This window comes from Desulfosporosinus shakirovi (assembly GCF_020595055.1).
Classification (GTDB): domain Bacteria; phylum Bacillota; class Desulfitobacteriia; order Desulfitobacteriales; family Desulfitobacteriaceae; genus Desulfosporosinus; species Desulfosporosinus shakirovi.
The window spans coordinates 98,283-122,524 of the sequence record NZ_JAJDOO010000012.1 but is presented as its reverse complement, the minus strand read 5'-3'; the positions used below and the strand labels follow the sequence as shown (position 1 = coordinate 122,524).

Annotated in this window: 18 protein-coding genes, 1 tRNA gene, 1 pseudogene and 1 riboswitch; of the genes and pseudogenes, 12 read left to right on the top strand and 8 right to left on the bottom strand. The window is 41.8% G+C overall.

Annotation, left to right across the window (positions count from 1 at the left end):
* Window positions 1-74: 74 nt before the first annotated feature.
* The 4 genes from LJE72_RS12640 to clpB all read left to right on the top strand — a co-directional run bounded on the left by LJE72_RS12640 (window position 75) and on the right by clpB (window position 6,995).
* Entirely contained in the window at window positions 75-1,853 is a 1,779-nt protein-coding gene (locus LJE72_RS12640; RefSeq protein ID WP_248286344.1) for a phospho-sugar mutase, read from the top strand.
* A gap of 228 nt (window positions 1,854-2,081) precedes the next feature.
* Entirely contained in the window at window positions 2,082-3,011 is a 930-nt protein-coding gene (locus LJE72_RS12635; protein ID WP_229247941.1) for a diacylglycerol/lipid kinase family protein, read from the top strand.
* A gap of 330 nt (window positions 3,012-3,341) precedes the next feature.
* A complete protein-coding gene (locus LJE72_RS12630) occupies window positions 3,342-4,334 on the top strand; it encodes a DnaJ C-terminal domain-containing protein (protein ID WP_229247939.1) in 993 nt (330 codons plus the stop codon).
* Window positions 4,335-4,388: 54 nt separating this feature from the next.
* The gene (clpB, locus tag LJE72_RS12625; RefSeq protein ID WP_229247937.1) at window positions 4,389-6,995 is read left to right on the top strand and encodes an ATP-dependent chaperone ClpB; all 2,607 of its coding nucleotides are present in this window, start codon (window positions 4,389-4,391) and stop codon (window positions 6,993-6,995) included.
* 77 nt (window positions 6,996-7,072) lie between these two features.
* Here the strand turns inward: clpB and LJE72_RS12620 are convergent, their stop codons facing one another.
* Window positions 7,073-7,570, bottom strand: coding sequence for a DivIVA domain-containing protein (locus LJE72_RS12620; protein WP_229247935.1), 498 nt, complete (start codon window positions 7,568-7,570; stop codon window positions 7,073-7,075).
* A 221-nt stretch (window positions 7,571-7,791) separates the two neighbouring features.
* Here LJE72_RS12620 and LJE72_RS12615 point away from each other — a divergent pair, with 221 nt between their 5' ends.
* From LJE72_RS12615 to ltrA, 3 genes and pseudogenes are all read left to right on the top strand, one after another.
* Window positions 7,792-8,001 (top strand): hypothetical protein, encoded by a 210-nt coding sequence (locus tag LJE72_RS12615; protein WP_229247934.1) that lies wholly within the window; start codon window positions 7,792-7,794, stop codon window positions 7,999-8,001.
* 15 nt (window positions 8,002-8,016) lie between these two features.
* Window positions 8,017-8,214, top strand: coding sequence for a spore coat protein (locus tag LJE72_RS12610; protein ID WP_229247933.1), 198 nt, complete (start codon window positions 8,017-8,019; stop codon window positions 8,212-8,214).
* A 606-nt stretch (window positions 8,215-8,820) separates the two neighbouring features.
* Window positions 8,821-10,058 (top strand): annotated as a pseudogene (gene ltrA / locus LJE72_RS12605) (group II intron reverse transcriptase/maturase).
* A 90-nt stretch (window positions 10,059-10,148) separates the two neighbouring features.
* Here the strand turns inward: ltrA and LJE72_RS12600 are convergent.
* The 7 genes from LJE72_RS12600 to LJE72_RS12570 form a co-directional block, all read right to left on the bottom strand.
* A complete protein-coding gene (locus LJE72_RS12600; RefSeq protein ID WP_229247931.1) occupies window positions 10,149-10,769 on the bottom strand; it encodes a sigma-70 family RNA polymerase sigma factor in 621 nt (206 codons plus the stop codon).
* 141 nt (window positions 10,770-10,910) lie between these two features.
* Window positions 10,911-11,372, bottom strand: a complete 462-nt coding sequence (gene ribH, locus LJE72_RS12595; protein WP_229247930.1) for a 6,7-dimethyl-8-ribityllumazine synthase — start codon at window positions 11,370-11,372, stop codon at window positions 10,911-10,913.
* 68 nt (window positions 11,373-11,440) lie between these two features.
* Window positions 11,441-12,643: a bifunctional 3,4-dihydroxy-2-butanone-4-phosphate synthase/GTP cyclohydrolase II gene (locus LJE72_RS12590; RefSeq protein WP_229247929.1), complete on the bottom strand. Its 1,203-nt coding sequence runs from the start codon at window positions 12,641-12,643 to the stop codon at window positions 11,441-11,443.
* A gap of 43 nt (window positions 12,644-12,686) precedes the next feature.
* Window positions 12,687-13,340, bottom strand: a complete 654-nt coding sequence (locus LJE72_RS12585) for a riboflavin synthase (RefSeq protein ID WP_229247928.1) — start codon at window positions 13,338-13,340, stop codon at window positions 12,687-12,689.
* Window positions 13,341-13,393: 53 nt separating this feature from the next.
* Window positions 13,394-14,518 (bottom strand): bifunctional diaminohydroxyphosphoribosylaminopyrimidine deaminase/5-amino-6-(5-phosphoribosylamino)uracil reductase RibD, encoded by a 1,125-nt coding sequence (ribD, locus tag LJE72_RS12580; RefSeq protein ID WP_229247927.1) that lies wholly within the window; start codon window positions 14,516-14,518, stop codon window positions 13,394-13,396.
* Between the two features lie 141 nt (window positions 14,519-14,659).
* Window positions 14,660-14,775, bottom strand: a riboswitch (FMN riboswitch).
* Between the two features lie 81 nt (window positions 14,776-14,856).
* On the bottom strand, window positions 14,857-15,396 hold the full coding sequence (locus LJE72_RS12575) for a GNAT family N-acetyltransferase (protein WP_229247925.1): 540 nt from the start codon (window positions 15,394-15,396) through the stop codon (window positions 14,857-14,859).
* A 541-nt stretch (window positions 15,397-15,937) separates the two neighbouring features.
* A tRNA-Pro gene (locus tag LJE72_RS12570) sits at window positions 15,938-16,014 on the bottom strand.
* A gap of 338 nt (window positions 16,015-16,352) precedes the next feature.
* Here LJE72_RS12570 and LJE72_RS12565 point away from each other — a divergent pair.
* The 5 genes from LJE72_RS12565 to acsC all read left to right on the top strand — a co-directional run bounded on the left by LJE72_RS12565 (window position 16,353) and on the right by acsC (window position 24,153).
* Window positions 16,353-17,219: a DegV family protein gene (locus LJE72_RS12565; RefSeq protein WP_229247923.1), complete on the top strand. Its 867-nt coding sequence runs from the start codon at window positions 16,353-16,355 to the stop codon at window positions 17,217-17,219.
* A 480-nt stretch (window positions 17,220-17,699) separates the two neighbouring features.
* Window positions 17,700-18,464 (top strand): ATP-binding protein, encoded by a 765-nt coding sequence (locus LJE72_RS12560; protein WP_229247921.1) that lies wholly within the window; start codon window positions 17,700-17,702, stop codon window positions 18,462-18,464.
* A 67-nt stretch (window positions 18,465-18,531) separates the two neighbouring features.
* Window positions 18,532-20,550, top strand: coding sequence for an anaerobic carbon-monoxide dehydrogenase catalytic subunit (cooS, locus tag LJE72_RS12555; protein WP_229247919.1), 2,019 nt, complete (start codon window positions 18,532-18,534; stop codon window positions 20,548-20,550).
* A 16-nt stretch (window positions 20,551-20,566) separates the two neighbouring features.
* Window positions 20,567-22,747 (top strand): acetyl-CoA decarbonylase/synthase complex subunit alpha/beta, encoded by a 2,181-nt coding sequence (acsB, locus tag LJE72_RS12550; RefSeq protein ID WP_229247917.1) that lies wholly within the window; start codon window positions 20,567-20,569, stop codon window positions 22,745-22,747.
* Window positions 22,748-22,827: 80 nt separating this feature from the next.
* Entirely contained in the window at window positions 22,828-24,153 is a 1,326-nt protein-coding gene (gene acsC / locus LJE72_RS12545; protein WP_229247915.1) for an acetyl-CoA decarbonylase/synthase complex subunit gamma, read from the top strand.
* Window positions 24,154-24,242 lie beyond the last annotated feature (89 nt).

The following is a 24,242-nucleotide window of genomic DNA, read 5'->3' as shown; positions in this document are numbered from 1 at the left end:
AGGTTATGTTATACTCGCTTAAAAGGGAAGATTATCCAATAAGGCAATCTCAGTGAGGTCATGAAAATCTAATTATGTCGATAATACAACGATATGGGAGGTTTGTCAGAGTGAGTATTCAAAATCGTTATCACTTATGGACGGAAGACCCCTATTTTGACGAAGAAACACGGCGAGAGCTAAGAGAAATCACCGATCCACAAGAAATTGAGGACCGTTTTTATACGAATCTAGAATTTGGTACAGGTGGGTTAAGAGGTATTATTGGCGCAGGCACAAATCGAATGAACAAATATGTTGTTCGGAAAGTAACCCAGGGGTTGGCTGAATGTGTTTGTGATCATGGGCAAGAAGGAATGCGACGAGGGGTTGTGATTGCTTACGACTCGCGCAGGTATTCACCTGAATTCGCTATCGAGGCCGCCCTGGTGCTTGCCAAGAACGGAATCAAAGTATATCTTTTTGATTCACTTCGTCCCACACCGGAACTCTCCTTTACGGTCCGCCATTTGCGTGCTTTGGCTGGGATTGTTGTGACAGCGAGTCACAACCCTAAAATCTACAATGGGTACAAAGTATATTGGGATGATGGAGGACAGGTGCCTCCTGCAAAAGCAGATCAAATTCTTGCCCGCATAGAAGCCCGTGAGAGCTGGTTGGGACTCGAACCTCTATCCCTTGAAGAAGCTAAGCGATGTGGACTTCTTCAAATAATTGGAGAAGAAATTGATAAACCTTATCTTGCTCGTGTCAGGAATTTGGCACTGTACCCAGATCTCGACAAGAAAAAAGGGAAGGAACTCAGTATCGTCTATACGCCGCTTCACGGAGCGGGAAATATCCTAGTCAGAAGGGCTTTGTCTGAACTCGGTTTCAGTTCGGTCAATGTTGTTCTCGAACAAGAGCATCCTGATCCGGAATTCACAACCGTCCCGTATCCCAATCCAGAAATTCCGGCAACGTTTGAACTTGCTCGAAAATATGGAAATGCAGTGAAAGCAGAACTTCTTCTAGCTACAGATCCTGATGCGGATCGTTTGGGGGTGGCCTTACGTACTCCTCAAGGGGACTATATACAGCTTACAGGGAATCAAATCGGAATACTGTTAACATACTATATCTTATCTCGGAAAAAGGCTTTAGGAATCCTTTCTGATAATGCAACGATTATTAAAACGGTTGCTTCAACTGATTTGGCAGATGAAGTTGCAAGATATTTTAATGTTCGAGTTGAAAATGTTCTGACAGGGTTTAAATTCATCGCTGAAAAGGAAAAGGAAATGGAGGAGGGCGGTTGGGGAACCTTCGAATTTGGCTTTGAAGAAAGTTACGGATATTTAGCAGGGGATTTTGTCCGAGATAAGGATGGAATTATCGCTTCTGTCATCTTGGCTGAAGCTGCCCTCTATTATCAGCAGATTGAAGGACGCAATTTCTTTGCTGTTCTCGAAAGCATCTATCAACAATTTGGATATTACCTTGATGACCAAAAGTCCCTTGACCTAGAAGGGAAACTTGGAAAAGAAGAGATGGCTTTAATTATGGATTCACTCCGTCAAGAAGAGATTCATGAATTGTGTGGGATGTCTATTGAAAGATTTGACGATTATGAACTGAGAATAGGCAAAAACTATGAAACAGGACAAACATATCCTCTCAAACTTCCTCAGTCAAATGTTTTAAGATATTCTTTTGCGGGTGGAGGATTTGTGATGGTACGACCTTCTGGTACAGAACCCAAAATTAAATTTTACTTCTCAGTGAAAGCTGATACCTTAGCTGGGGCAGAAGATTTCCTTCGCAAAGTAAAAGAAGATGTCATGCAACGCATCAATCAGATACGTTCTGTTTAAACAAAGAAATTTAAATGGCTGTCTTATTGGCTCTTACGATAACATATAAAGAACACTCTTAGAGAGAATTGCAATGGAGGGTAAACGAACGAAAAGGATTTTTCATTTTAAACGTCGAATTCTCTCTAGATGAGGCATATATAGGCATTTTTTATCGCTAATACTAGTCAGAAAGTATAAACTGACTGTACATGATATATGTGTCTGCCAAAAGGGAGAGTTTTCTTAATGAAAATAAGTAACTACTGGTTCGCTGTTGTAAATCCGCATTCATCCAATGGCAGTACTCTTAAACGATGGCCTCAGTATTTGAAACGACTGCGAGAAGAAGGATATCCTATCGACTTCACTTATACGTCTGGACCCGGTGATGCAATTCATATCACTCAAAAAGCCTTGAAAGAAGGGTGTACTCGCATTATTTCTGTCGGGGGAGACGGGACTATGAATGAAGTAGTTAATGGATTCTTCTCTAATAATCAGCTGATTAACCCACAGGCAGAGCTAGCCGTTTTTTCACATGGTACTGGATGCGACTTTATTCGCACCTTAAAAATTCCTAAAGGAATTGAGGGCTTTATCGATATTCTGAAACAAGGTCGAAAACGAAAAATCGATGTCGGGGAAGTCCTCTTTGATGATAATTATGGACAACAGATCCACCGTTATTTCCTTAACGTTGCAGACGTTGGTTTAGGTGGGGAGACAGTTGCTCGTGTCAATCAGCAAAGTAAGTTGCTTGGAGGTAAACTATCTTTTCTTATTGGATCAGTAGTAAGCATACTTCGTTACAGTAATAAAGTTATGAGCTGTGAAATCGATGGAAAGCTAATCTGTAATGGTCGACTCAACAGTATTATGGTAGCAAACGGTCGTTATATTGGTGGTGGAATGATGATCGCACCACATGCAGAACTTGATGATGGTCTTTTTGATATAGTGTCTCTAGGAGACTTTTCAACCTGGACTATTTTACGGCATATACCAAAGATCTATCGAGGCACTCATCTTTCGATCCCCGGGGTTAGCGTGCAGCGCGGCCGCTCCGTAGTCATCACTTCAGCTGAAAGAATTCTGCTGGATATTGATGGGGAGCAACCCGGTCAAGGACCTATCTATCTTAAAAATATTCCTCGTATTCTTTGTTTATGGGGTTAAATAATTTGCCGGCTCTAAGCCTGCCAGAAAATCTCATTGAATGCATCCAATTAAAACAGAGATAGGTATTCATTGAATACCTATCTCTGTTTTAATTGAGAATTATTTTGGTTAAAAAAGTATTTTATTAAAAAAAGTTAATGTGATCAGATCAAATAGTGATATAAAAATCTCTGACCAATATTGACCTTCAGGATAAAATAGACTATAATTTTGTCAACAAGGAAAAATACTGTAAATTATTAAGAGTCTTTTAGGATATAAAAATCTAGGGGATAGCTACTCTATATAAAATAATGCTGACTAAATGTAGTGTTATGAGGTGAAAGTATGGATTTTAAAGACTATTATGTGAGCTTAGGTGTTTCAGCCGATGCCGATGAAAAAACCATTAAGAAAGCTTATCAGAAACTAGCTAAAAAGTATCATCCGGATGTTAATCCCGGAGATAAAGTTGCTGAAGAAAAATTCAAAGAGGCTACAGAGGCATATCAAGCAATTAGTGATCCTGAAAAACGACGTAAATACGATGAGTTGCGTCAAGACTATCAACAATGGAAAGCCCGAGGAGGTCGCGGGGATTACAATTGGGATCGTTGGCAATCGAATCCCAGTGGTGGGAGCGGAGGGCATACCTATACCATGTCCCCGGAAGATTTTGCAGAAATGTTCGGTGGCTCGGGTAAAACAGGTGGATTTAATTTTGGAGGGGAAGGGTATTCTGACTTCTTCTCAACTCTCTTTGGAGGAGTTGGAGGACCAGGTCGAGGATTTAGCGGAGGGCCCGCTGCTGGTCGTCCCCGTCAAGGACAGGATCTTGAAGTTGAAGTTCAAGTAACTCTGGAGGAATCTTATACTGGTACAACTAGAGTCATTCGAACAGGTGAAAAGCAAATTGAGGCCAAGATCCCAAAAGGGGTACGGACCGGTTCTAAGGTACGGCTTTCGGGTCAAGGCAGTCTGGGAATTTCGGGCGGACCAGCCGGGAACCTCTATTTAATTATAACGGTAAAACCGCATTCCTATTTCCTTCGCGATGGAGATGACTTAAGGGCCGAAATCCCGGTTGATTTTTATCGAGCGGTTTTAGGAGGAGAAGTCAGTGTCAAAACTTTTAGTGGTGAAGTCTTGCTAAAAATTCCCCCACTTTCCCAAAACGGAAAGAAATTTCGCCTGAAAGGCAAAGGTATGCCAAATTTAGAGAAGCCTGCTCAACAGGGGGATCTTTTTCTAGAAGTTTCGATTAAGTTACCCGAAAATATGAGCGATTCTGAAATTTTGGCTCTGCGTGACCTGGCAGATAAACGAGGAGTTGTTCTGTAGTGTCATACCATAGCGCTATAAAATTGAAACCAGCTTGAAAAGGAGTGAGCGATTATGTCATTTGATACCAACCGTTTTACCCAAAAATCACAGGAAGCAATCACAGGTGCCCAAATAATGGCGGAACGCAACGGGAACAGTCTAGTTGAACCGGAGCATCTATTACTCACCCTCTTAGAGCAAGGTGATGGCGTTGTTCCTCAAGTATTAACTAAACTAGGCATGGCAGTTGGATCCATCATCCAAACTATACGTCAAGAGATCAACCGCTTTCCTCGAATTAACGGCGGAAATGTGCAAATGAGCATTTCTCCCCGCTTGCGCAGTGTTTTGGTAGCTGCTCATGATGAGATGGCACCGTTTGGCGATGAGTACGTCAGTACAGAACATTTACTGCTTGGGATCTGGGAAAAGGCCGGAGTGTCTGCCCAACAAGTTCTAAAGCAAGCCGGATTGACTCGAGAAAAATTGCTTCAAGCATTGCGTGAAGTTAGGGGAACCCAACGTGTCACGAGTCCCAATCCTGAAGGGACCTACGCTGCGCTCGAGCAATATGGGCTTAATTTAGTGCAACAAGCAAGGCGTGGACGTCTAGATCCAGTTATCGGCCGGGACGAAGAAATTCGCAGGGTCATTCAAACTCTATCCAGACGCACGAAAAATAACCCTGTCCTCATTGGTGAGCCAGGGGTTGGTAAAACAGCCATCGCAGAAGGTTTAGCTCAAAGAATTGTTCGTGGAGATGTTCCGGAGGCAATTAAGGATAAACAAGTGATTTCTCTAGATATGGGAACCTTAATTGCTGGAGCTAAGTATCGTGGGGAGTTCGAAGAACGATTAAAAGCCGTACTCAAAGAAATCCAGGACCGTGATGATGTAATCTTATTTATTGATGAACTGCATACAGTTGTAGGAGCCGGAGTAGCTGAAGGAGCAATGGATGCCAGTAATATGCTCAAGCCGATGCTTGCTCGAGGAGAACTCAGTATGCTGGGTGCTACAACACTCGCAGAATATCGCAAGCACATTGAGAAGGATGCCGCTCTCGAACGGCGATTCCAACCTATTATGGTGGAAGCACCCACAGTGGAAGATACTATTTCAATTCTGCGCGGTCTTAAAGAACGCTACGAAACACATCACGGTGTACGTATTACTGATGGGGCAATTATTGCGGCAGCTGTTCTTTCAGATCGTTATATTAGTGACCGCTTCCTGCCTGATAAAGCAATTGATTTAATTGATGAAGCCGGTGCACGCATGCGTATGGAAATTACTAGTGACCCTCATGATTTAGACCAAATTAAACGTCGAATGATGCAACTCGAAATAGAACGGGAAGCCTTAAGGAAAGAGAAGGATGATGCCAGTAAAGAGCGCTTAGCGAAAATCGAGGAAGAATTAGGTAATCTTAAGGAAGAACGTTTTGGCATGGAGGCTCAGTTGCAGGGAGAACGTGAAACTCTTGTTAGGATTCAACAACTAAAAGAAGAGGTAGATCGTTCACGTATCTTAATGGAGCAAGCTCAACAGCAACTTGACTATAATAAAGCTGCAGAGCTTCAATACGGAATAATCCCTAATTTGGAGAAAGAACTGAAAAGCACGGAGGAAAAACTGCAAGATAAGAAAAATACTTTACTGAAACAAGAAGTAATTGAACAAGACATTGCGGAAATCGTGGCAACCTGGACCCATGTTCCCGTATCCAAATTAATGGAAAGTGAGATGCAAAAGCTCATTGAGATGGAAGATCGAATTCATCAGCGAGTTATTGGTCAAGAAGAAGCTGTTCGTGCTGTTGCCGATGCCGTGCGTCGAGCGCGAGCAGGGTTGCAAGACCCGAATCGACCCTTAGGTTCATTCCTCTTCCTAGGTCCTACGGGGGTAGGGAAGACAGAACTTTCAAGGGCGTTGGCAGAATTCCTCTTTGATGATGAACAAGCAATGGTTCGGATTGACATGTCCGAGTATATGGAAAAACATTCTGTGTCACGACTGATCGGAGCTCCTCCCGGGTATGTCGGTTATGAAGAGGGGGGACAACTCACAGAAGCCGTCCGACGCAAACCTTACAGTGTCCTTCTCTTTGACGAAGTAGAGAAAGCGCATAGCGATGTTTCCAATATATTATTGCAACTTCTAGATGATGGAAGGTTAACCGATGGTCAGGGACGAATAGTAAATTTTAAAAACACAGTAGTGATTTTAACCAGTAATATTGCCAGTCCGACTATTCAAGAATTAACTCAACGCAACGCTGGCAAGGAAGAAGTGCGATCCAGCATTAATGAAGAACTTCGACACTATTTCCGGCCGGAATTTATCAATCGACTTGATGAGATTATAATCTTTCATCCACTTGGACGTCATCATATTGGACAGATTGTCGATATTCAGCTTGGTCAGCTACGTAAACGCTTAAGTGAAAGCAAACTCACACTGACCCTATCATCAAAGGCAAAGGAACAACTTACGAATGAAGGGTATGACCCAATTTACGGAGCAAGGCCTCTTAAACGAGTGATTCAACAACGTTTGCAGAACTCTTTGGCTCTCAAACTTCTGAAAGGAGAATTTAAGGAAGGGCAAGATATTTTTGTCGATGTTGACGAATTGGGGAACTATTCATTTTCTCCCTTTAAAGATAAAGTGAGTTAATAATAATTAAAGGCAGAATCCCTTGATCTAATGAAAATTAGTCAAGGGATTCTGCCTTTACATCTATGGAATATTATTTACATAATTAAGTCCTTGATTTTATCCAAATATTGCCTGACTTGATCAACGAGAGTCTGTAGTTCCGTTTTTTGCTCAATCAGTCCTTGAATCTGTTCCTCTAGTTGTACAATTTCCATCCGCTTTTCAATGAGCATATTGTCTGCTTCGATTTCCTTGGACTCCGAAAGATGCGCTGCTTTACTTAGTATGACTTCACTCTCGCTGCGAGCGGATTGAAGAAGCTCTTCTGCCAGTATTGTTGCTTCATCTTTTACTTGATTAGCGATTCTTTGGGCGCTTACAAGGGCATCTCTTAGATCTTTTTCAATCTGCTCATAATACTTGAGGCGATTTCCCCATTCTGAATTTTGTTCCCTTAAACTGTTAATCTGTAAGCGCAGTTCCTTGTTAGCTGCATTTGCTTCAGATAGTTGTCGTTCGCTTTCTGCCCACGCTTGGTCAACAGCATCGGAATCATACCCGCGGAAACCACGCTTGAATTCTGGTGTCTCCAAATGTTTATACCTCCATTCTCAAAACCTAAAATTATGTAATGTTTCTATTAACAATGTGTATAATAATCCTTGTACCTTTTCAGTTTAACTCATGAACATCCTGCCTGTCCAGCATAGTATCTATTTGAACTATTTGTGTTTATTTATTATGAATAATTTAAGGATTATTTAGGCATCCTGAGAATGTTATGTAAATTAGTTTTTCAGAAGGAGGGTTCTTGATGCAACTAAATGATATGGAAACGAAGAAAATCCTTGACCAAGGCATGTTAACCCGAAGCTTAATTGAGACCGAAACCGCTATGAGAAAGTGCCAAATTTACAATGAAATGGCAAAAGACACCGCTGTTAAGGGTTTCTTTAAAGAACAAGCCAAAGGTTTAGAAGATGTAGTAGGTTATTTTAAAAAAGGAATGGTAGAAATTCAATAGAAAGGGGGTAGAAAAATGAGCCAATTTAGCGATTTGGATATGCTTTATGATTATGAAAAAGACGCTGCGGCTGCTGCTACTGGGTACATGACTTTTGCCACGCGTGCTCATCATGCTAATTTACGAGATATATACTTACGCTTAGCCAACGAAGCGACTAATGCGCATAGTAAAGTGAGTAAATTGATAACTCAAAGTGGTGGAATAGCATAGTTCAAGCGTAATAAAGAACCGAGAATATAATTCCCGGTTCTTTATTTTGTGCGCCCGGCATGGGCGTTGTCTCTAGGGTGAAAGTCCCGAAAGGTGAAGACAGCAGTAGCCATAGCTTAATGCAAGGGTGTTCACCGTGAGGTGAAATCTGAAGGAAGCAAGCGGCAAATCTCCGGCCTGAGGAACACGAACCTTATATAAGGCTCTTTGCAATTGGATGAGTTTGCATTACAAAACGAAGTCCATGCTGTCGAAGATTGCAGGGAGTAAATGAGGCAGGTAGATGGAGAGAAAGACAACGTTCTTACCCGGGGAGATCTGCCACCTAACGAAGTAACTTTGTAACTCAAGCTGAGAAGTTTGATTGAAGTGGCAGAAGTCAGCAGACGGCATAGTAGCTTTCGGTAATTAACGAACGTGAAGGCCAGAACGATAAGTGAGGGATGGAATTTGGTAAGCTCGAACTCAAAGCAGAGACAGCAGAAAACTTCACAAGAAGCCTTCTTACGGAAGAATGTGGTGAATACACAGTGGGCCGTAGGTCAAGGGCCTAGTTTTGAGACGGCGCAACCCAAAGGAACAACCCCGAACAAAGGAATCGGATTGTTGGAGCAGGTATTGGAACGAGAGAACATGCTTCAGGCACGTCATCGGGTGGAGAGAAACCAAGGAGCCCCGGGAATAGATGGCATGACGGTAAAAGACCTCCGGCGATATGTCAAAGAAAACTGGGCTAAAACCAAAGAAACTCTTCTAGAAGGTACTTACAAACCGAGTCCAGTCCGGCGAGTGGAATTACCAAAACCCGGCGGCGGAACAAGATTGCTAGGTATACCTACCGTTGTAGACCGTCTAATTCAACAAGCCCTAAACCAAGTACTAACCCTAATCTTTGATCCGGATTTCTCCCCGTATAGTTACGGGTTCAGAACAGGAAAGAAGGGGCATGACGCAGTCCGTCAAGCAAAGGACTACATCCAGCAAGGATACAAGGTCGTCGTTGATACCGATCTGTCCAAATTTTTCGACCGCGTAAATCACGATAGGCTAATGTCGAGGGTAGCCAGAAAGGTCAAGGACAAGCGTGTCCTGAAACTCATTCGGGCGTATCTAGAAGCAGGAGTACTCCAAAGGGGAATCGTAACTAAATCGGAAGAAGGAGTTCAGCAGGGAGGCCCAATGAGTCCGTTACTTGGGAACATCATGTTGGATGATTTTGATAAAGAGCTCACACGTCGAAGGCACAACTTTGTGCGTTATGCAGATGATGTGAACATTTATGTAAAGAGCTTCCGAGCAGGCAGACGAGTCATGGATAGCATAACCAAGTACTTGGAAGGGAAATTGAGGCTAGTAGTAAACCTTGAAAAGAGTTCAGTAGATCGTCCCTGGAAACGTAAGTTTCTGGGTTTTAGCTTCTATACAGGTAAGCAAATTGGCATTCGCCTAGCCCCTAAAACGATTGAACGATTGAGAGAGAAAATACGGGAACTAACTCAAAGGAAAACCCCGATCCCAATGAAGGATCGGGTAAAGGAACTCTCTCAATACTTGATGGGCTACTATGCTCTAGCTGACGCAAAGAAGATACTTGGGCATATGGACGAATGGATACGTCATCGTTTACGCATGTGTGTATGGAAGCAATGGAAGAGAGTCAAGACAGAATTCGGGAGTTTAGAGCACATGGTGCTCCAGAGTGGATGGCCTTGGGCTATTCAAATACAAGAAAAGGCCCATGGGCTGCATCCCTGCTTCTGAATTTCATCTTGACGAAGGAATACTGGCAAAAGCTTGGACTAATGAGCCTCATGGACCGATATTTGGAAATTCGCAACGCTTAACGAACCGCCGTATACGGATCCGTACGTACGGTGGTGTGAGAGGACGGTGGAGAAACTCCGCCTCCTACTCGATTTAAAATATTTTAAAAATTAACCTGCAACTTGTCTAGAACGATAAAGTGCAGTTTTGTGGCGTATGCGTTGGATTGCATTATCTAAGGATTTCGGATGAAGCCCTAAGTGCTCGGACACTTCCCGTTGTTTAAATCCTTGGATGAAATAGTGTTCAAATACCAAGCGTTCAAGATTTGACATATTCTTATTTAAATCTTGAATCATGGAATGGACTTCATCGTTAGCGATAACCATTGATGCTGGGTCCTCAGCGTTTGGTAATAATTCTAAAAAGCTTGTTTCCTCTGTCTCAGAAACTACGTTATTAAGAGAATAGGCTTCATTAAGGTTCGCGTGTTTTTGGCGTGTATATTTACGAAGGCTATCGATGAGTTTCCGTTTAATAACCATCCTTAAAAAATGAAGAAAGGGAATACCGGATTCTTCGTCATACGATATAATCGCCCGATATATCGCAATTCGACCTTCTTGTAACAAATCCTCATAGTCTGCTCTAGGTAAGAAATACTTAGAAGCAATCATACGGATTTCAGGTTCATAATGTTGAATAATTTCATTTAAAGCATCTTTATTGCCGGAGCGCGCAGCTTCAAGCATGGCTATCTCCTTGGCTACGTTGGGAAGGTTCGAAGTCATGGCACTCTCAACTCCTTGTCAAAAAATAGACACCTATAAGAGTTTAATAAAGATTATACTATTTGACAAGGAGTTTTTAGTGGACAAACCTCCATATTATTCTAATTAATTTTGTTTTTTAAAGCTATAAATAGTTTATCATTAAAATGATTTGAGTAAATTTGCTGTCTCTATTGCAGTCATTGCTGCGTCAAAGCCTTTGTTTCCTGCCTTAGTTCCCGCTCGTTCAATTGCCTGCTCAATACTGTCAGTTGCAATGACACCGAAAATCACTGGTATCCCGGTTTGTAAGCCAACCTGGGCAATTCCTTTACTGACTTCATTGCTGACAAGGTCAAAATGAGGTGTTGCCCCACGAATAACAGCACCAAGACATATGACTGCATCATAGTTATTAGAGAGGGCCATTCTTTGAGCAACTAAGGGGATTTCAAAGGCTCCGGGGACCCAGGCTAATTCAATATTGTTTTCAGTTATCCCGTGTCGCTGTAGTGCATCAATTGCGCCACCTACTAATTTACTTGTAATAAACTCATTAAAACGCGCAGCAATAATTCCGATTTTTAGCCCTTGAGCAATTAAATTACCTTCATAAGTTTTCATTTTATAACCATCCTTTCAGTATCTGAACAAAGCTTATCTTTAACGACCAATTAATATTAATGATTCCACTACTGTACTTCTGATAAAATATGTCCCATTTTTTGTTTCTTAGTGCAAAGATATTTTGTGTTTTCTGGTTTACACGAGATCTCTAAAGGGACACGTTCAACTACTTTTAGACCATACCCTTCTAGTCCGACGATCTTGCGTGGATTATTGGTCATTAAACGGACTTGAGAAATTCCAAGATCGGCTAAAATTTGGGCACCAACGCCATAGTCTCGCAGATCCTCCGGAAATCCTAAGGCGAGATTTGCCTCCACAGTGTCTTTCCCTTCTTCCTGAAGTTTATACGCTCTTAATTTATTTAATAAACCGATTCCGCGGCCTTCTTGACGCATATAAAGCAACACTCCGCGTCCTTCACGCTCAATCTCTTGCATAGCGGCAGAAAGTTGCTCTCCACAGTCACAGCGACGGGAATGAAAAACATCACCGGTTAAACATTCTGAGTGAACCCTGACCAGCACAGGTTTACCATCGTCAACTGTACCTTTAACTAATGCAACATGTTCTTCTTTGTCAAGAATACTGAGATAACCTACAGCACGAAATTCACCAAAACCAGTAGGGAGCTGAATACTCTCAACCTTTTCTATTAGTTTTTCCGCTTGGCGTCTATAACTGATTAGATCTTTTAAGGTAACCAATTTAAGATTGTGCTTTTCTACAAATAATTGGAGATCTGGTACTCTTGCCATTGTTCCGTCTTCATTCATAACCTCACAAATCAGGCCTGCTGGTTTCAGTCCGGCAAGACGTGCTAAATCAACAGAACCTTCCGTGTGACCTGCACGAACTAAAACTCCGCCTTCTCGAGCCAGGAGTGGGAAGATATGCCCGGGACGTTGTAAGTCGATTGGTTTGCTCTGAGGGTTCACAAGAACCTTGACAGTTTCCGCTCGTTCAAAAGCGGAAATTCCAGTAGAACTTGTGACGGAATCAACACTTACCGTGAAGGCCGTACCATGAGGATCGGTATTATTAGTTACCATCTGCTCAAGTTGTAAGGCATGAATTCGATCCTTGGTCATCGGAACACAAATTAAACCTCGTCCGTAGGTTGCCATAAAGTTAATTGCTTCTGGAGTTGCCATTTCGGCAGCCATAACAAGGTCACCTTCGTTCTCGCGGTCCTCGTCATCTACCATTACAACCATTTTACCTTGTCGTATATCTTCTAAAGCTTCTTCTATTGTATTAAATGACATTGTTTACACTCTCCTCATTGTTCCATCTATCGGACGATTCGAATTAGATAAATCCATGTTCAGCTAGAAAACTTAGTGACAAATCCTTTTTGTAATCGCTTGAAGTCGCATTAAGCCCCATAAAACGAGCAACGTATTTACCAATAAGGTCTGTTTCAAGATTGACGCTCGCTCCAATTCCCTTGAATCCCAGGGTAGTCTCCTTGGAAGTATGGGGTATCAGAGAGACTGTAAAATAATCGGCTTCTACGTCAATCGTGGTAAGAGAAATTCCGTCAATAGCAATTGAACCTTTCGGTAACATATATGAAAGAAGAGTAGGGGGAGCATTGATTTCATAGACTTGAGCGATGCCCCATGGAACAATTCGACGAATGTTGCCGACCCCGTCAACATGCCCGCTAACTAAATGTCCGCCTAAACGGGTTTGAAGCTGTAAAGCTCGTTCCAGATTAACACGACTGCCACTCTTTAGTCCAGCCAAATTCGTTTTTGATAATGATTCGGCCATTACATCTACTGTGAATTCTCGGTCACCTAGTCGAATAACGGTTAAGCAAACTCCATTGACAGCAATGCTGTCTCCAATTTGGGTTCCATCAAGAACCTTTTTTCCTTCAAGAGTAAGTTGACCTGATTCTGGCAAGAGTCGAAGGGCTCGGACGATGCCTAGTTCTTCTACAATTCCGGTAAACACATCTTTCTCCTCCCTAATGCATCTGCGGTCTAAGTCATAGATAGCATAATAGCCTAATCTAAACCTTTCGGGTGTATATATCCTGTAACGTGCAGGTCGCCTGTCTTCATATCAATGCAGAGATTGTCTAGCCCTATAGCATCAGCCATGCGTCCGATGTGTAAACCTGAAAGGGGAGAAGGACCTTTTCCGCCAACAAGTTTAGGTGCAATAAAAAACTCTGCTTTGTCGACTAACTTTTCTTGAAGAAGCGCACCCGCCAGTCCGCCTCCTCCTTCTAATAAGACACTTATCCAACCGCGCTGGACAAGATCACGCATCAGCTTTTCCAAAGGGACATATCTCTCTGTATTGTATTGCCACACTTCAACTTGATGGAGGCTTCGCAGACGTTCAACTTTCTCTCTCGATGCTGAAAGCGAAGTGGCTATTATACAGGGACTGGATTTCGAAGAGGTAAGCACTTGGGCATGTTCGTCAATGACTAATTTTCCATCTACAATAAGTCGAATGGGGTCTTTCCCACTGGGAAGACGGCAAGTGAGGGCAGGGTTATCCTGAAGAACGGTTTGACTGCCTACTAGGATAACATCATAACGATCACGAAGCTGATGAACATATTGGCGTGAGATTTCATTGCTTATCCACTGTGAATCCCCAGTTTCTGTGGCAATTTTTCCGTCTAAGGTCATTGCCGATTTGTAAACAACAAATGGCAGGCCTGCAGTTATTGATTTAATGAAGGTTTCGTTTAGAAGTAAGGCTTCTTTTAAGAATAACCCTACGTCAACTTGAATTCCGGCTTGTAGCAAGCGTTCTAGACCTCGGCCTGCGACCAGTGGATTAGGATCCTTCATGGCAACGACAACCCGTCTGAGTTTAGCGCGGATTAATGCATCAGCACAGGGAGGAGTTCGGCCAAAATGGGAACACGGTTCCAGTGTAACATACGCAGTAGCTCCTTGTGCTTGATCACCTGCGGCTGTCAGAGCGTGAATTTCGGCATGAGGGGTTCCGGCCTTATGATGAAACCCCTCACCTAAAATCTTATCATTCTTAACGATAACACACCCAACTAAAGGATTAGGGCTGGTCCTGCCCAATGCCATGGCCGCTAAATCGAGCGCCCTTTTCATAAATTGTTCATCGTTAAGATCGGAGGGACTTGATTTGTGCATAAGAATTCCCTTTCTAATTATTTGATTTAGTGTCTCCAAAAAGCGATAAATTAGATAAAAATGAAAACAAAAAAACACCCGTTTTTCTCTAGGTGTTGAATAAGACACAGCTCAAAAAAAGCGTAAGTACGCAATTTGTAACTGTTCCTCTTCTCATCCAGACTGTACTGTCGGCCCTGGAATTTCACCAGATCTGCCAAAAAAGGCTCGCGGGCTTTACCGCCGGTAGGGAATTTCACCCAACCCCAGAGGAGTATACAACTATTGAATTTCTTATAGTTTACTCCAGACTATTGATTTTAGCAACCCTATTACCAAGATTCAAGTTTAGCTTCGGATTATTTTCCGTGAAGGGCCAGAAACTCACTGTTTAACAAACCCATGAGAATGGCATCATGATAGTTTCCTAACACGTAACGAGCTTCACGTTGACGGCCTTCAACTTTGAACCCAACTTTTTCATACGCTTTTATAGCTCGGATATTCTCATCCCAAGTATCTAGCGAGAGTCGGTGGAAATTCCACTGCGTGAAGAGAAAACGCGCAAATACAATTAAGGCATCTGTTCCATACCCTTTTCCCCAATAAGCTTTATCCCCAATAACAATATAAATTGACGCTGATCGACCAGGTATATTGAGTTCCTTAAAACCAATAGTTCCGATGAGGTGATCATTTTCATCGAGTATAGAATAGCGGTAAATATCTGGTGACCCATCAAGAAATTTAACAGCAATCTGATCTTTGCTCTGCAGAGTATTTAGAGGCCAAGCGCCAGAAGACCAAAAATTAACCTCTTGATCACTATACCATTGGTATATTGTGTCAATATCATCTTCCTCTACTGTCCGAACGAATGTTTTCAGACCTTGTAACATTATAAAAGACTCCTTTGATTAAATTAACCCAATTATTTAGAACGTTGCACTTTAAACTAGGTTAGGTTCTTAAGATTATTTTATCATTATTCTCAGATTAAGAGCAACTAAGGGAGCATTAGTCAACAAAAATAGAATTATATTAAAAGAAGGGCTTTTATAAAGATATTTTCCTTCTGTGAATTATAAGAATTTTGTATTAAGAGGTTTCAAATAGTTTGATTAAGCTTAATATACTGAATATTAATTAGAGGCCTCTATTTATAGAGTGCTCTTATATTTATCAAGTGATTGACATAGCTGATATATTTTTAAAGAAGACATATTTATCATTAAGAAAAACAAGGTGTCTCACAGTAGGCAGTAACTGCTGGAAGATGGTGGTAGAATTATAAAAACCACTTTGTTCTCTAAAATATGCAAGAACAAAGTGGTTCAGTATAGTAAGAAATCGTTGACCTTAAGTAAAATATCGTTAACCTGCAGTAGCTTGATTACTTTTAATAATTTCAAAACCTGTTTTCCTAGTGGAAGTTCAAAGTGGTCGGGGCGACGGGATTCGAACCCACGGCCTCTTGGTCCCGAACCAAGCACGCTACCAAACTGCGCCACGCCCCGTATTTAAGAACGTCTATCATACTAACAAATCATATTAGTTCTGTCAACCTATTTAGGCATAACCAATCTACTTAATTTAAAATAATACATAAAATTATAAAATATTCTAAAAATGAATGACTATTCATTGAAAAATTTTACTTTTTATAATAGAATACTCCTATACCGATTTGTTACCACAATTACTAAAAATGTTAAAATATAGGTAAAAAGGCAGCGTATTAATCCAATTGCTGGGTTTTTTGATTGCTACCCCTTTTGATTTAAGATATACTTTATTCAAACAATGTATTTTAAGAAATTCCAAGGTTTTTTAGACATAAGGGAGAGAAATAGATTTGAGGAAAATAGGGATAGTTGTGGATTCGACAGGATATTTATCGAAGGATATTCTTGAACAATTTCAAATTCGCGTAGTGCCTCTTAATGTGAATATCGGAGACGAAACGTATTCAGAAACAGAATTAACCAATCAGATTTATTTTAAAAAGTTAAGTTATATCTCCGGTCTTTCTACAACATCTCAACCTTCCGTTGGCAAATTTTTAGAGACTTACGAAGCTATGTTTTCTGAAGGTATCGAGGATATCGTGAGTATTCATCTCTCCTCAGCAATAAGCGGCACATTGCATTCCGCGCAAATGGCTAAGGAGCTGGCCTCAAACCCAAATATTCACATTTTTGATTCAAGATCTTCTGCATTAGGTCTTGGTGTTTTGGCATGGGCGTCAGCTGAGTGGTCACAACAGGGCTTAAGTGCTTTAGAAATTATGGACAAATTAAAAATTCTGATCCAAGAAACGGAACTTTATTTCATAGTGGATACATTAGAAAATCTTCGAAAAGGCGGGCGAATTGGTGGAGCGGCTGCTCTGGTAGGGACATTGCTACAAATTAAACCAATTCTTTATTTTAATAAAAGCGCCCATATTGATGTTTTTGATAAAGTACGTTCACGTTCACGGGCTTGGCAGACTGTTCTTGAACAATTAGATCGGGCATTATCTGCTGGCAAACGTTATCGAATTTGTGTTATGCACGTCAATATACCTGAAGAGGGAAGAGTATTGCTTAACGAACTTCAGGTTCGCTATCCGGAGCATGAAGTTCGTTTATTTGAAGCCGGACCAGTTATAGCAACTCACGTTGGAGCAGGCGCGTTTGGACTTGCATTTCACCCTTGGCCTACTAAACTGTCTGTCTGAAATTTTATATTAGTTTTCAGGAAGAGTGAATTTAATGATCTTTTATTTATCAGAGCCCTTAGAATAGGTCGATTGAAGGCGTACATAATTGGAGTGCATGAGCAATGTTTAATGACCTCTAAACGAGCAATCCATAAATTAATTCTCTTAGAATTCAAATATAATAACGGAGACATAATTTAGCCTAAATTTAATTTTATATCTTAAAACTAAATAGAAATTAAGTTGCATATTATAATTTTAAAGGTAAAATCGTTTAATTTGTGAGTTACATTAAAAAAATGTGACATTTATCTGAATATACAGAAATATTAAACAATAAAACCACGTTCTTAGTCATTTAAAAAAGTTGGTTAAAATAAAAAATATATTCAGAAATTTTGCAGGATTTGTGAAACAAAAAAAGAATATATAATTAATAAAAGCGCAGCATTAGATTAACAGGCTTATGATTAAATGCAGAGAAGGAGTTGAGTTTCGTTGAAAATAGCAATTTCTGGCAAAGGTGGCGTTGGTAAAACTACTTTTGCTGCAAATTTTGCCCAATGGCTCTCAAATAAAGAGATATCTGTATTAGCAGTTGATGCTGACCCAGATGCCAGTTTAGGGACGATCTTAGGAATCTCTGATGATGTACTTGCGAATCTAAAGCCGATTGTTGATATGAAACAATTAATCGAAGAGCGCATGGGGGGAAGTGGAACTTATTATCCACTTAATCCCAACGTAGATAATATACTTGATGACTACAGCATCTCGTTGGGAGCTCTTAGGTTCTTTCGCATGGGAAACATAAAAGGAGGCGGCACTTCTTGTTACTGTAAAGAAAACAGCTTTCTTCAAGCCTTAGTTAATTCGCTAATCCTTGGGGAGAAAGATACAGTCATCTTAGATATGGGGGCAGGAATTGAACAACTAACCAGGGGCACAGCTTTAGGAGTCGATGTTTTAGTCATTGTCACAGAACCGAGTAAGGTAAGCATTCAAACCGTAAAGGTAATACAACAGCTCGCTTTTGAACTGGGTATTCCTCGAGTACTTGTAGTTGGCAACAAAGTTCGCAATTCTAAAGATGAAAGTTTTCTTAGAGACCACTTTCCTAAAGAACAGCTTATTGGCATCATCCCTTACAGTGACGAGCTGTTGGAAATGTCCTTAAATACAGGTAATATCGAGTTGCCTGGTGGGTCTCTGGGAGTTGAGCTCAATATAATTTACCAAAAAATCGTAGACGAAGGGAGATGACAGAGGTTTCGTAGTAGAGATGAATATTTTCTAAGAAACAAGATCTTAATAAAGAGGAGGGTGTAATATGCCAAGATATCGGGATTTAACCCATACCGCCCGACCATCCGACGCACCGCGAGTCGTAGATCCTAAGAATCCCATTCGTACAACCGACCCCGGTGCCCTTCAAATGTTGGAAATGATTAAGGATAAGAATATTGAGACGGTTTATGATCGGGTAGTTGCTCAACAACCTCAATGTGCGTTTGGATACAAAGGGATATGTTGCCGTATCTGTATCGCCGGCCCTTGTCGTGTTAAAAAAGAGGACGGTCCTGGAAGTCGTGGAATCTGCGGAGCCTCAGCTTATACCATTGTTTCACGTAACATTGTCCGCATGATTGCTGGAGGAGCCGCATCTCACTCTGAGCATGCACGCCATGTTTTGCACACAGCTCATGCATTAGTCGATGGACATGCCGACGATTACGAAATCAAATCTCCAGCAAAGCTTCATAAATTAGCAGAAAAACTTGGAGTAGCCACTCTTGACCGTGGGGATAAGGATATCCTCAGAGACGTTGTTGAGATTGGATATGCAGATTTTGGACGTTATCAAGATCGTCCGTTAGCGTTTCTTGATTCATTTATGACTGAAGGACGCTGTAAGAAATTCCGGCACACTAATATTATGCCGAAAAATATTGACGGATCAATAACTGAGCTTATTGCTCAGACCGCCATGGGCGTCGACAGTGATCCGGTAAATATCATTTTCGGAGGACTCAAAAGTGCACTTGCTGACTTAGGTGGGGAATATATCGGCACAAATCTAAGCGACGTGTTGTTTGGAATTCCCGAACCTATCGTATCGGAAGCAAACTTAGGTGTAATTAACCCCAAAATGGTGAATATTGCTGTTCACGGGCATAACCCGGTACTGAGCGAAATGGTAGTTGCTGCTGCTCGAGCGATGAAAGAAGAGGCAGTAAAAGTTGGAGCTGAAGGGGTCAATATCGTAGGAATCTGCTGTACAGGTAATGAACTGCTCATGCGGGAAGGTGTATACTTAGCAACATCTTCCGCTTCTCAAGAAATGGCCATCTTAACGGGTGCTTTAGATGCGATGGTCGTAGATATTCAGTGTATCTATCCAGCTGTGCAAACCATAGCGGAATGCTATCATACAAAAGTTATTACTACAGAAGCTATTATGAAAGTCCCAAGTGCTCAACACATCGCTTTCAACACCACCACAGCTATGGAAGATGCCAAGAAGCTTATAAAGATTGCTATTGAAGCTTATAAGCATCGGGATCCCAAGAAAATCTCCATTCCTAACGAAAAGCATAAGCTTGTAGCTGGTTTCAGTATAGAAGCGCTTACCGAGATTTTCTCAAAGATCAACCCCGAACGTCCGATATCCGTCCTGACAGATGCCATTCAGAGTGGACAGCTCAAAGGAGTATGTCTCATGGCCGGATGTAACAATCTTAAACGGGCTCAAGATGAGTCCCATATAACTGTCTTGAAAGAACTCGTGAAAAATGACGTTTTCGTTATTTCCACAGGCTGTTCCTCAGGAGCGTTTGCGAAATTTGGTCTTATGTCCCCCTTAGCGGTTGATACTTATGCTGGGGAAGGGCTTAAGTCATTCATTCAAACCCTGGAAGCAGCAAATCCCCAATTGGCCACCGGTCTTCCCCTAGTATTTCATGTTGGCTCTTGTGTGGATAACAGCCGAGCGGCAGATTTGGCAGTTGCAATGGCTAATGAACTTGGAGTTGATATTCCTAAAGTTCCTTTTGTCGCATCTGCTCCTGAAGCCATGCATGAAAAAGCTGTTGCGATTGGTTCTTGGTGTGTCACTTTAGGACTGCCCACCCATGTCGGTTCATTGCCCCCAGTTGAAGGCAGTGACCTTGTCTATGGAATTACGACTCAAATTGCCCATGACGTTTTTGGCGGAAATTTTATATTTGAAGTCGATCCTGCTATTGGAGCGACAAAACTCTTAGATGCTTTAGAGTATAGAACTTGGAAATTAGGCATTCACAGGCAAACGGCGGAGAAGAACGACACAGCAATAGCGCAAGGTTGGTAAGAAAGGAGGAATGTTTATGTCTATGGAGGAAATTTACGCAGACGCAATTAAAGATCCTAATAATCAACCAAAAAAACTCTTACGAAGAGCGTATGATGGTACAACCATTGCGATGACTTATGCGGAAATCTTATTGAATCGAGCAATTAAGGATTTTGGTACTGAGCAAGAAGTTGGTTATCCAGATACTGCCTACCACCTTCCAGTTATCACCTGTCTTTCAGGAGAAAAGGTGACCAAATTAGGTGAACTGGTTCCTATTCTGAACCGTATGCGCAGTCAAATTCGTACAGATCTTACCTTTGAAAATGCTAGACTTTGGGGTGAATCTACCCTATATGCGGCTGAAGTCATTGAGACAATCAATTATCTGCGTGGAGAAGAGCCTAAAGTTAAACCTTGGACTGGATTCTTAGGTGACCCGATAGTACGGAAACACGGAATCAAGATGGTTGACTGGACTATTCCAGGAGTTGCGGTAATTCTTGGGCGAGCAAAAGATTCTCAAGCAGCTAAGAAAATCGTTGATAATCTGATGGGTAAAGGATTTATGATCTTTCTGTGTGATGAGGTCATTGAGCAGTTACTCGAAGTAAACGTCAAAATTGGGGAAGACTACATTGCTTTTCCTCTAGGAAACTTTACCCAGATTATTCACGCTGTAAACTATGCCTTCCGCGCAGGTCTAGCTTTCGGTGGAATTCCAGCTGGAGAACGTGAAAACCATCGGGATTATCAACGTCGTCGGATTCGGGCATTTGTCCTAAGCCTTGGCGAGACAGATGATGTCAAGCTAGCAGCTTCAATGGGCGCAATTTTCATGGGCTTCCCAACTATTTCAGATCAAGTGCTTCCTGAAGACATGCAAATCCCTGATTGGTACGTATCTGAACCTGACTATGAGAAAATCGTTCCATTAGCACTGGAAGTTCGAGGCATTAAACTAACTAATATTGAAATCCCGATTCCTGTAAACTTTGGGCCTGCTTTTGAAGGAGAATCCATCCGCAAAGCTGAAACCTATGTGGAATTTGGTGGCGGTCGTTCTACAGCCTTTGAGCTTGTTCAATCAGTGGGACCTGATGAAGTTGTTGACGGTCAGGTCACAGTCATCGGGCCTGAAATCGATACTGTCCCAGAAGGATCCAGACTTCCTTTGGGAATTAGGATCGACATTTTCGGACGTAAAATGCAGGATGATTTTGAAGGAGTTTTGGAGCGTCGAATCCACTACTTTGCAAACTATGGAGAGGGTGTCTGGCACGTTGCTCAGCGTGATTTATGTTGGGTGCGGATTTCCAAAGATGCCAGATCAAAGGGTTTCTTAATTAAGCATCTGGGTGAACTCCTGTTGGCGAAGTTAAAACAAGAATTCCCAGCTATTGTAGACCGTGTTCAAGTGACTCTTATTACTGATCAAGCCGCAGTTGAGGAAGGCCTTGTCAAAGCACGCGAACGATATCGTGCTCGTGACGATCGTATGAGGAGTTTAACCGATGAGTCAGTCGAAGATTTCTATTCCTGTTTACTTTGTCAGTCCTTTGCACCAAACCATGTTTGTATAGTTACTCCTGAAAGGGTTGGTTTGTGTGGTGCAGTGAGCTGGCTAGATGCTAAAGCATCCTATGAGATCGCACCAAACGGACCCAACCAACCTATTCCTAAAGGGCCAGCAATTGATGAGCTAAAAGGTATGTGGCAAAGTACGAATGATTATCTGTTTAAAGCTTCGAACAACACCTTAGAAGAGGTTAACCTCTATACTTTAATGGATAAACCGATGACCTCTTGCGGTTGCTTTGAGGCTATCATGGCAATTGTTCCTGAAGCGAACGGTCTCATGCTGACGACTCGCGAACATTCCGGAATGACCCCTTGCGGTATGACATTCTCATCACTGGCTGGAACATGCGGTGGTGGAATGCAAACTCCAGGGTTCATGGGAATCGGAAGAACTTATCTGCTCAGCAAAAAGTTCATTCCTGCTGATGGTGGACTTGCCCGTATTGTCTGGATGCCAAAAGAACTGAAAGAATTCTTGCGTGAGGACTTTATTCAACGCTCCATTGATGAAGGTTTAGGAGCAGACTTCATAGACAAGATTGCGGATGAGTCCGTTGGCACCACAGTAGAAGAAATAATTCCTTTCCTTGAAGAAAATGGACATCCATGCTTTAACCTTGAACCACTAATGTAATATTCTCGCAGACGACAAGGTCCCCGAAAGGGACCTTGCGGGTCTGCTTCATCCTAGATCGATTAGAAAGGGGATTTAAAATGGCTCTTACAGGTTTAGAAATCTATAAACAAATGCCCAAGAAAAACTGCGGAGAATGTGGCGTTCCAACTTGCCTAGCCTTTGCCATGGCATTGGCCTCAGGAAAAGCAGCTCTAGACTCTTGCCCCTATGTAACTGAAGCTGCCCGAGAGAACTTGGATTCTGCCGCTGCTCCTCCGATTAAAGCTATAAAATTCGGTAAGGATTCTGTTCTCGGAGATGAAACAGTTCTTTTCCGTCATGACAAAACCTTTTATCATTCCACGACTTTACTTATTTCTGTGTCAGATACCTTAAGTGATGATGAATTGAATGCCAAAATTGAGGAGATCAAGGGCTTAGAATTTGAGCGTGTCGGTCTTCAATACTCTATTGATGGTGTAGCTGTAGTTCAAGAATCCGGAGATGCTACCCGCTTTGTTAAGGTAGCTGCTATTGTGGCAGAAGCCACAGATAAATCATTACTTCTATTAAGCAGTGATCCCGAGGCTATGAAAGCTGCTCTCGCACTATTGGCCTCCCGTAAACCCCTTATTGGAGCGGCAACTGCAGATAACTACGAAGCTATGGTCAACTTAGCTAAAGAAAACTCAGTTCCTGTCATCATTAAAGCAGATGGACTGGATGCTCTCGAAGAACTTGTAGTTAAGGCACAAGCTTTAGGTTATAAAGAATTCGTTTTAGATCCTGGTACAAGAACACCGGTCGATACTTTAGCAAATCTTACCCATATTCGCCGTTTAGCCATTAAGAAAAAATTCAGACCGCTTGGATTCCCTGTCATTGCCTATACAAGCAAAACTGAACCAATGGAAGAAATCATGGAAGCCTCAGTATATGTGGCTAAATATGCCAGTGCTGTCGTCTTGAAAACCAGCAAAAAGGCTCACCTTTTACCGTTAATGACCTTAAAGCAGAACATTTATACAGATCCTCAAAAACCAATTCAAGTTGAACCAAAACTGCATTCTGTTGGCAATGTAGATGAAAATTCGCCATTTTATATTACCACTAACTTCTCCCTAACGTACTATAGTGTCGAAGGTGAAGTTGAAACATCCAAAATTCCTAGCTATATCTTACCAATTGATACCGACGGAACATCCGTCCTCACAGCCTACGCTGCTGGCAAATTCGAGCCTGAGAAAATCGTCGAAGCAATGAATGCATGTGGAATTGCCGATAAGGTAAAACACCGCAATGTCATCATTCCGGGTTATGTCGCAGTAATTTCCGGAAAACTTTCTGAACTGTCCGGTTGGAAAACCGTTGTTGGACCACGTGAGTCCAGCGGGATTGTATCTTTCTCGAAATCTTTGACTTAAGACTGAGCAGGGTACCTTAAGCAAATCGTTACGTTGAGAGATGGGCAATGTTTTTCTACAAACCATCATACTAATGGGATTTCTTGGTA

Coding starts and splice junctions, on each gene's coding strand:
- LJE72_RS12640 (WP_248286344.1), top strand. CDS start 75: ATGTCGATAATACAACGATATGGGAGGTTTGTCAGAGTGAGTATTCAA.
- LJE72_RS12635 (WP_229247941.1), top strand. CDS start 2,082: ATGAAAATAAGTAACTACTGGTTCGCTGTTGTAAATCCGCATTCATCC.
- LJE72_RS12630 (WP_229247939.1), top strand. CDS start 3,342: ATGGATTTTAAAGACTATTATGTGAGCTTAGGTGTTTCAGCCGATGCC.
- clpB (WP_229247937.1), top strand. CDS start 4,389: ATGTCATTTGATACCAACCGTTTTACCCAAAAATCACAGGAAGCAATC.
- LJE72_RS12615 (WP_229247934.1), top strand. CDS start 7,792: ATGCAACTAAATGATATGGAAACGAAGAAAATCCTTGACCAAGGCATG.
- LJE72_RS12610 (WP_229247933.1), top strand. CDS start 8,017: ATGAGCCAATTTAGCGATTTGGATATGCTTTATGATTATGAAAAAGAC.
- LJE72_RS12600 (WP_229247931.1), bottom strand. CDS start 10,769: ATGACTTCGAACCTTCCCAACGTAGCCAAGGAGATAGCCATGCTTGAA.
- ribH (WP_229247930.1), bottom strand. CDS start 11,372: ATGAAAACTTATGAAGGTAATTTAATTGCTCAAGGGCTAAAAATCGGA.
- LJE72_RS12590 (WP_229247929.1), bottom strand. CDS start 12,643: ATGTCATTTAATACAATAGAAGAAGCTTTAGAAGATATACGACAAGGT.
- ribD (WP_229247927.1), bottom strand. CDS start 14,518: ATGCACAAATCAAGTCCCTCCGATCTTAACGATGAACAATTTATGAAA.
- LJE72_RS12575 (WP_229247925.1), bottom strand. CDS start 15,396: ATGTTACAAGGTCTGAAAACATTCGTTCGGACAGTAGAGGAAGATGAT.
- cooS (WP_229247919.1), top strand. CDS start 18,532: ATGCCAAGATATCGGGATTTAACCCATACCGCCCGACCATCCGACGCA.
- acsB (WP_229247917.1), top strand. CDS start 20,567: ATGTCTATGGAGGAAATTTACGCAGACGCAATTAAAGATCCTAATAAT.
- acsC (WP_229247915.1), top strand. CDS start 22,828: ATGGCTCTTACAGGTTTAGAAATCTATAAACAAATGCCCAAGAAAAAC.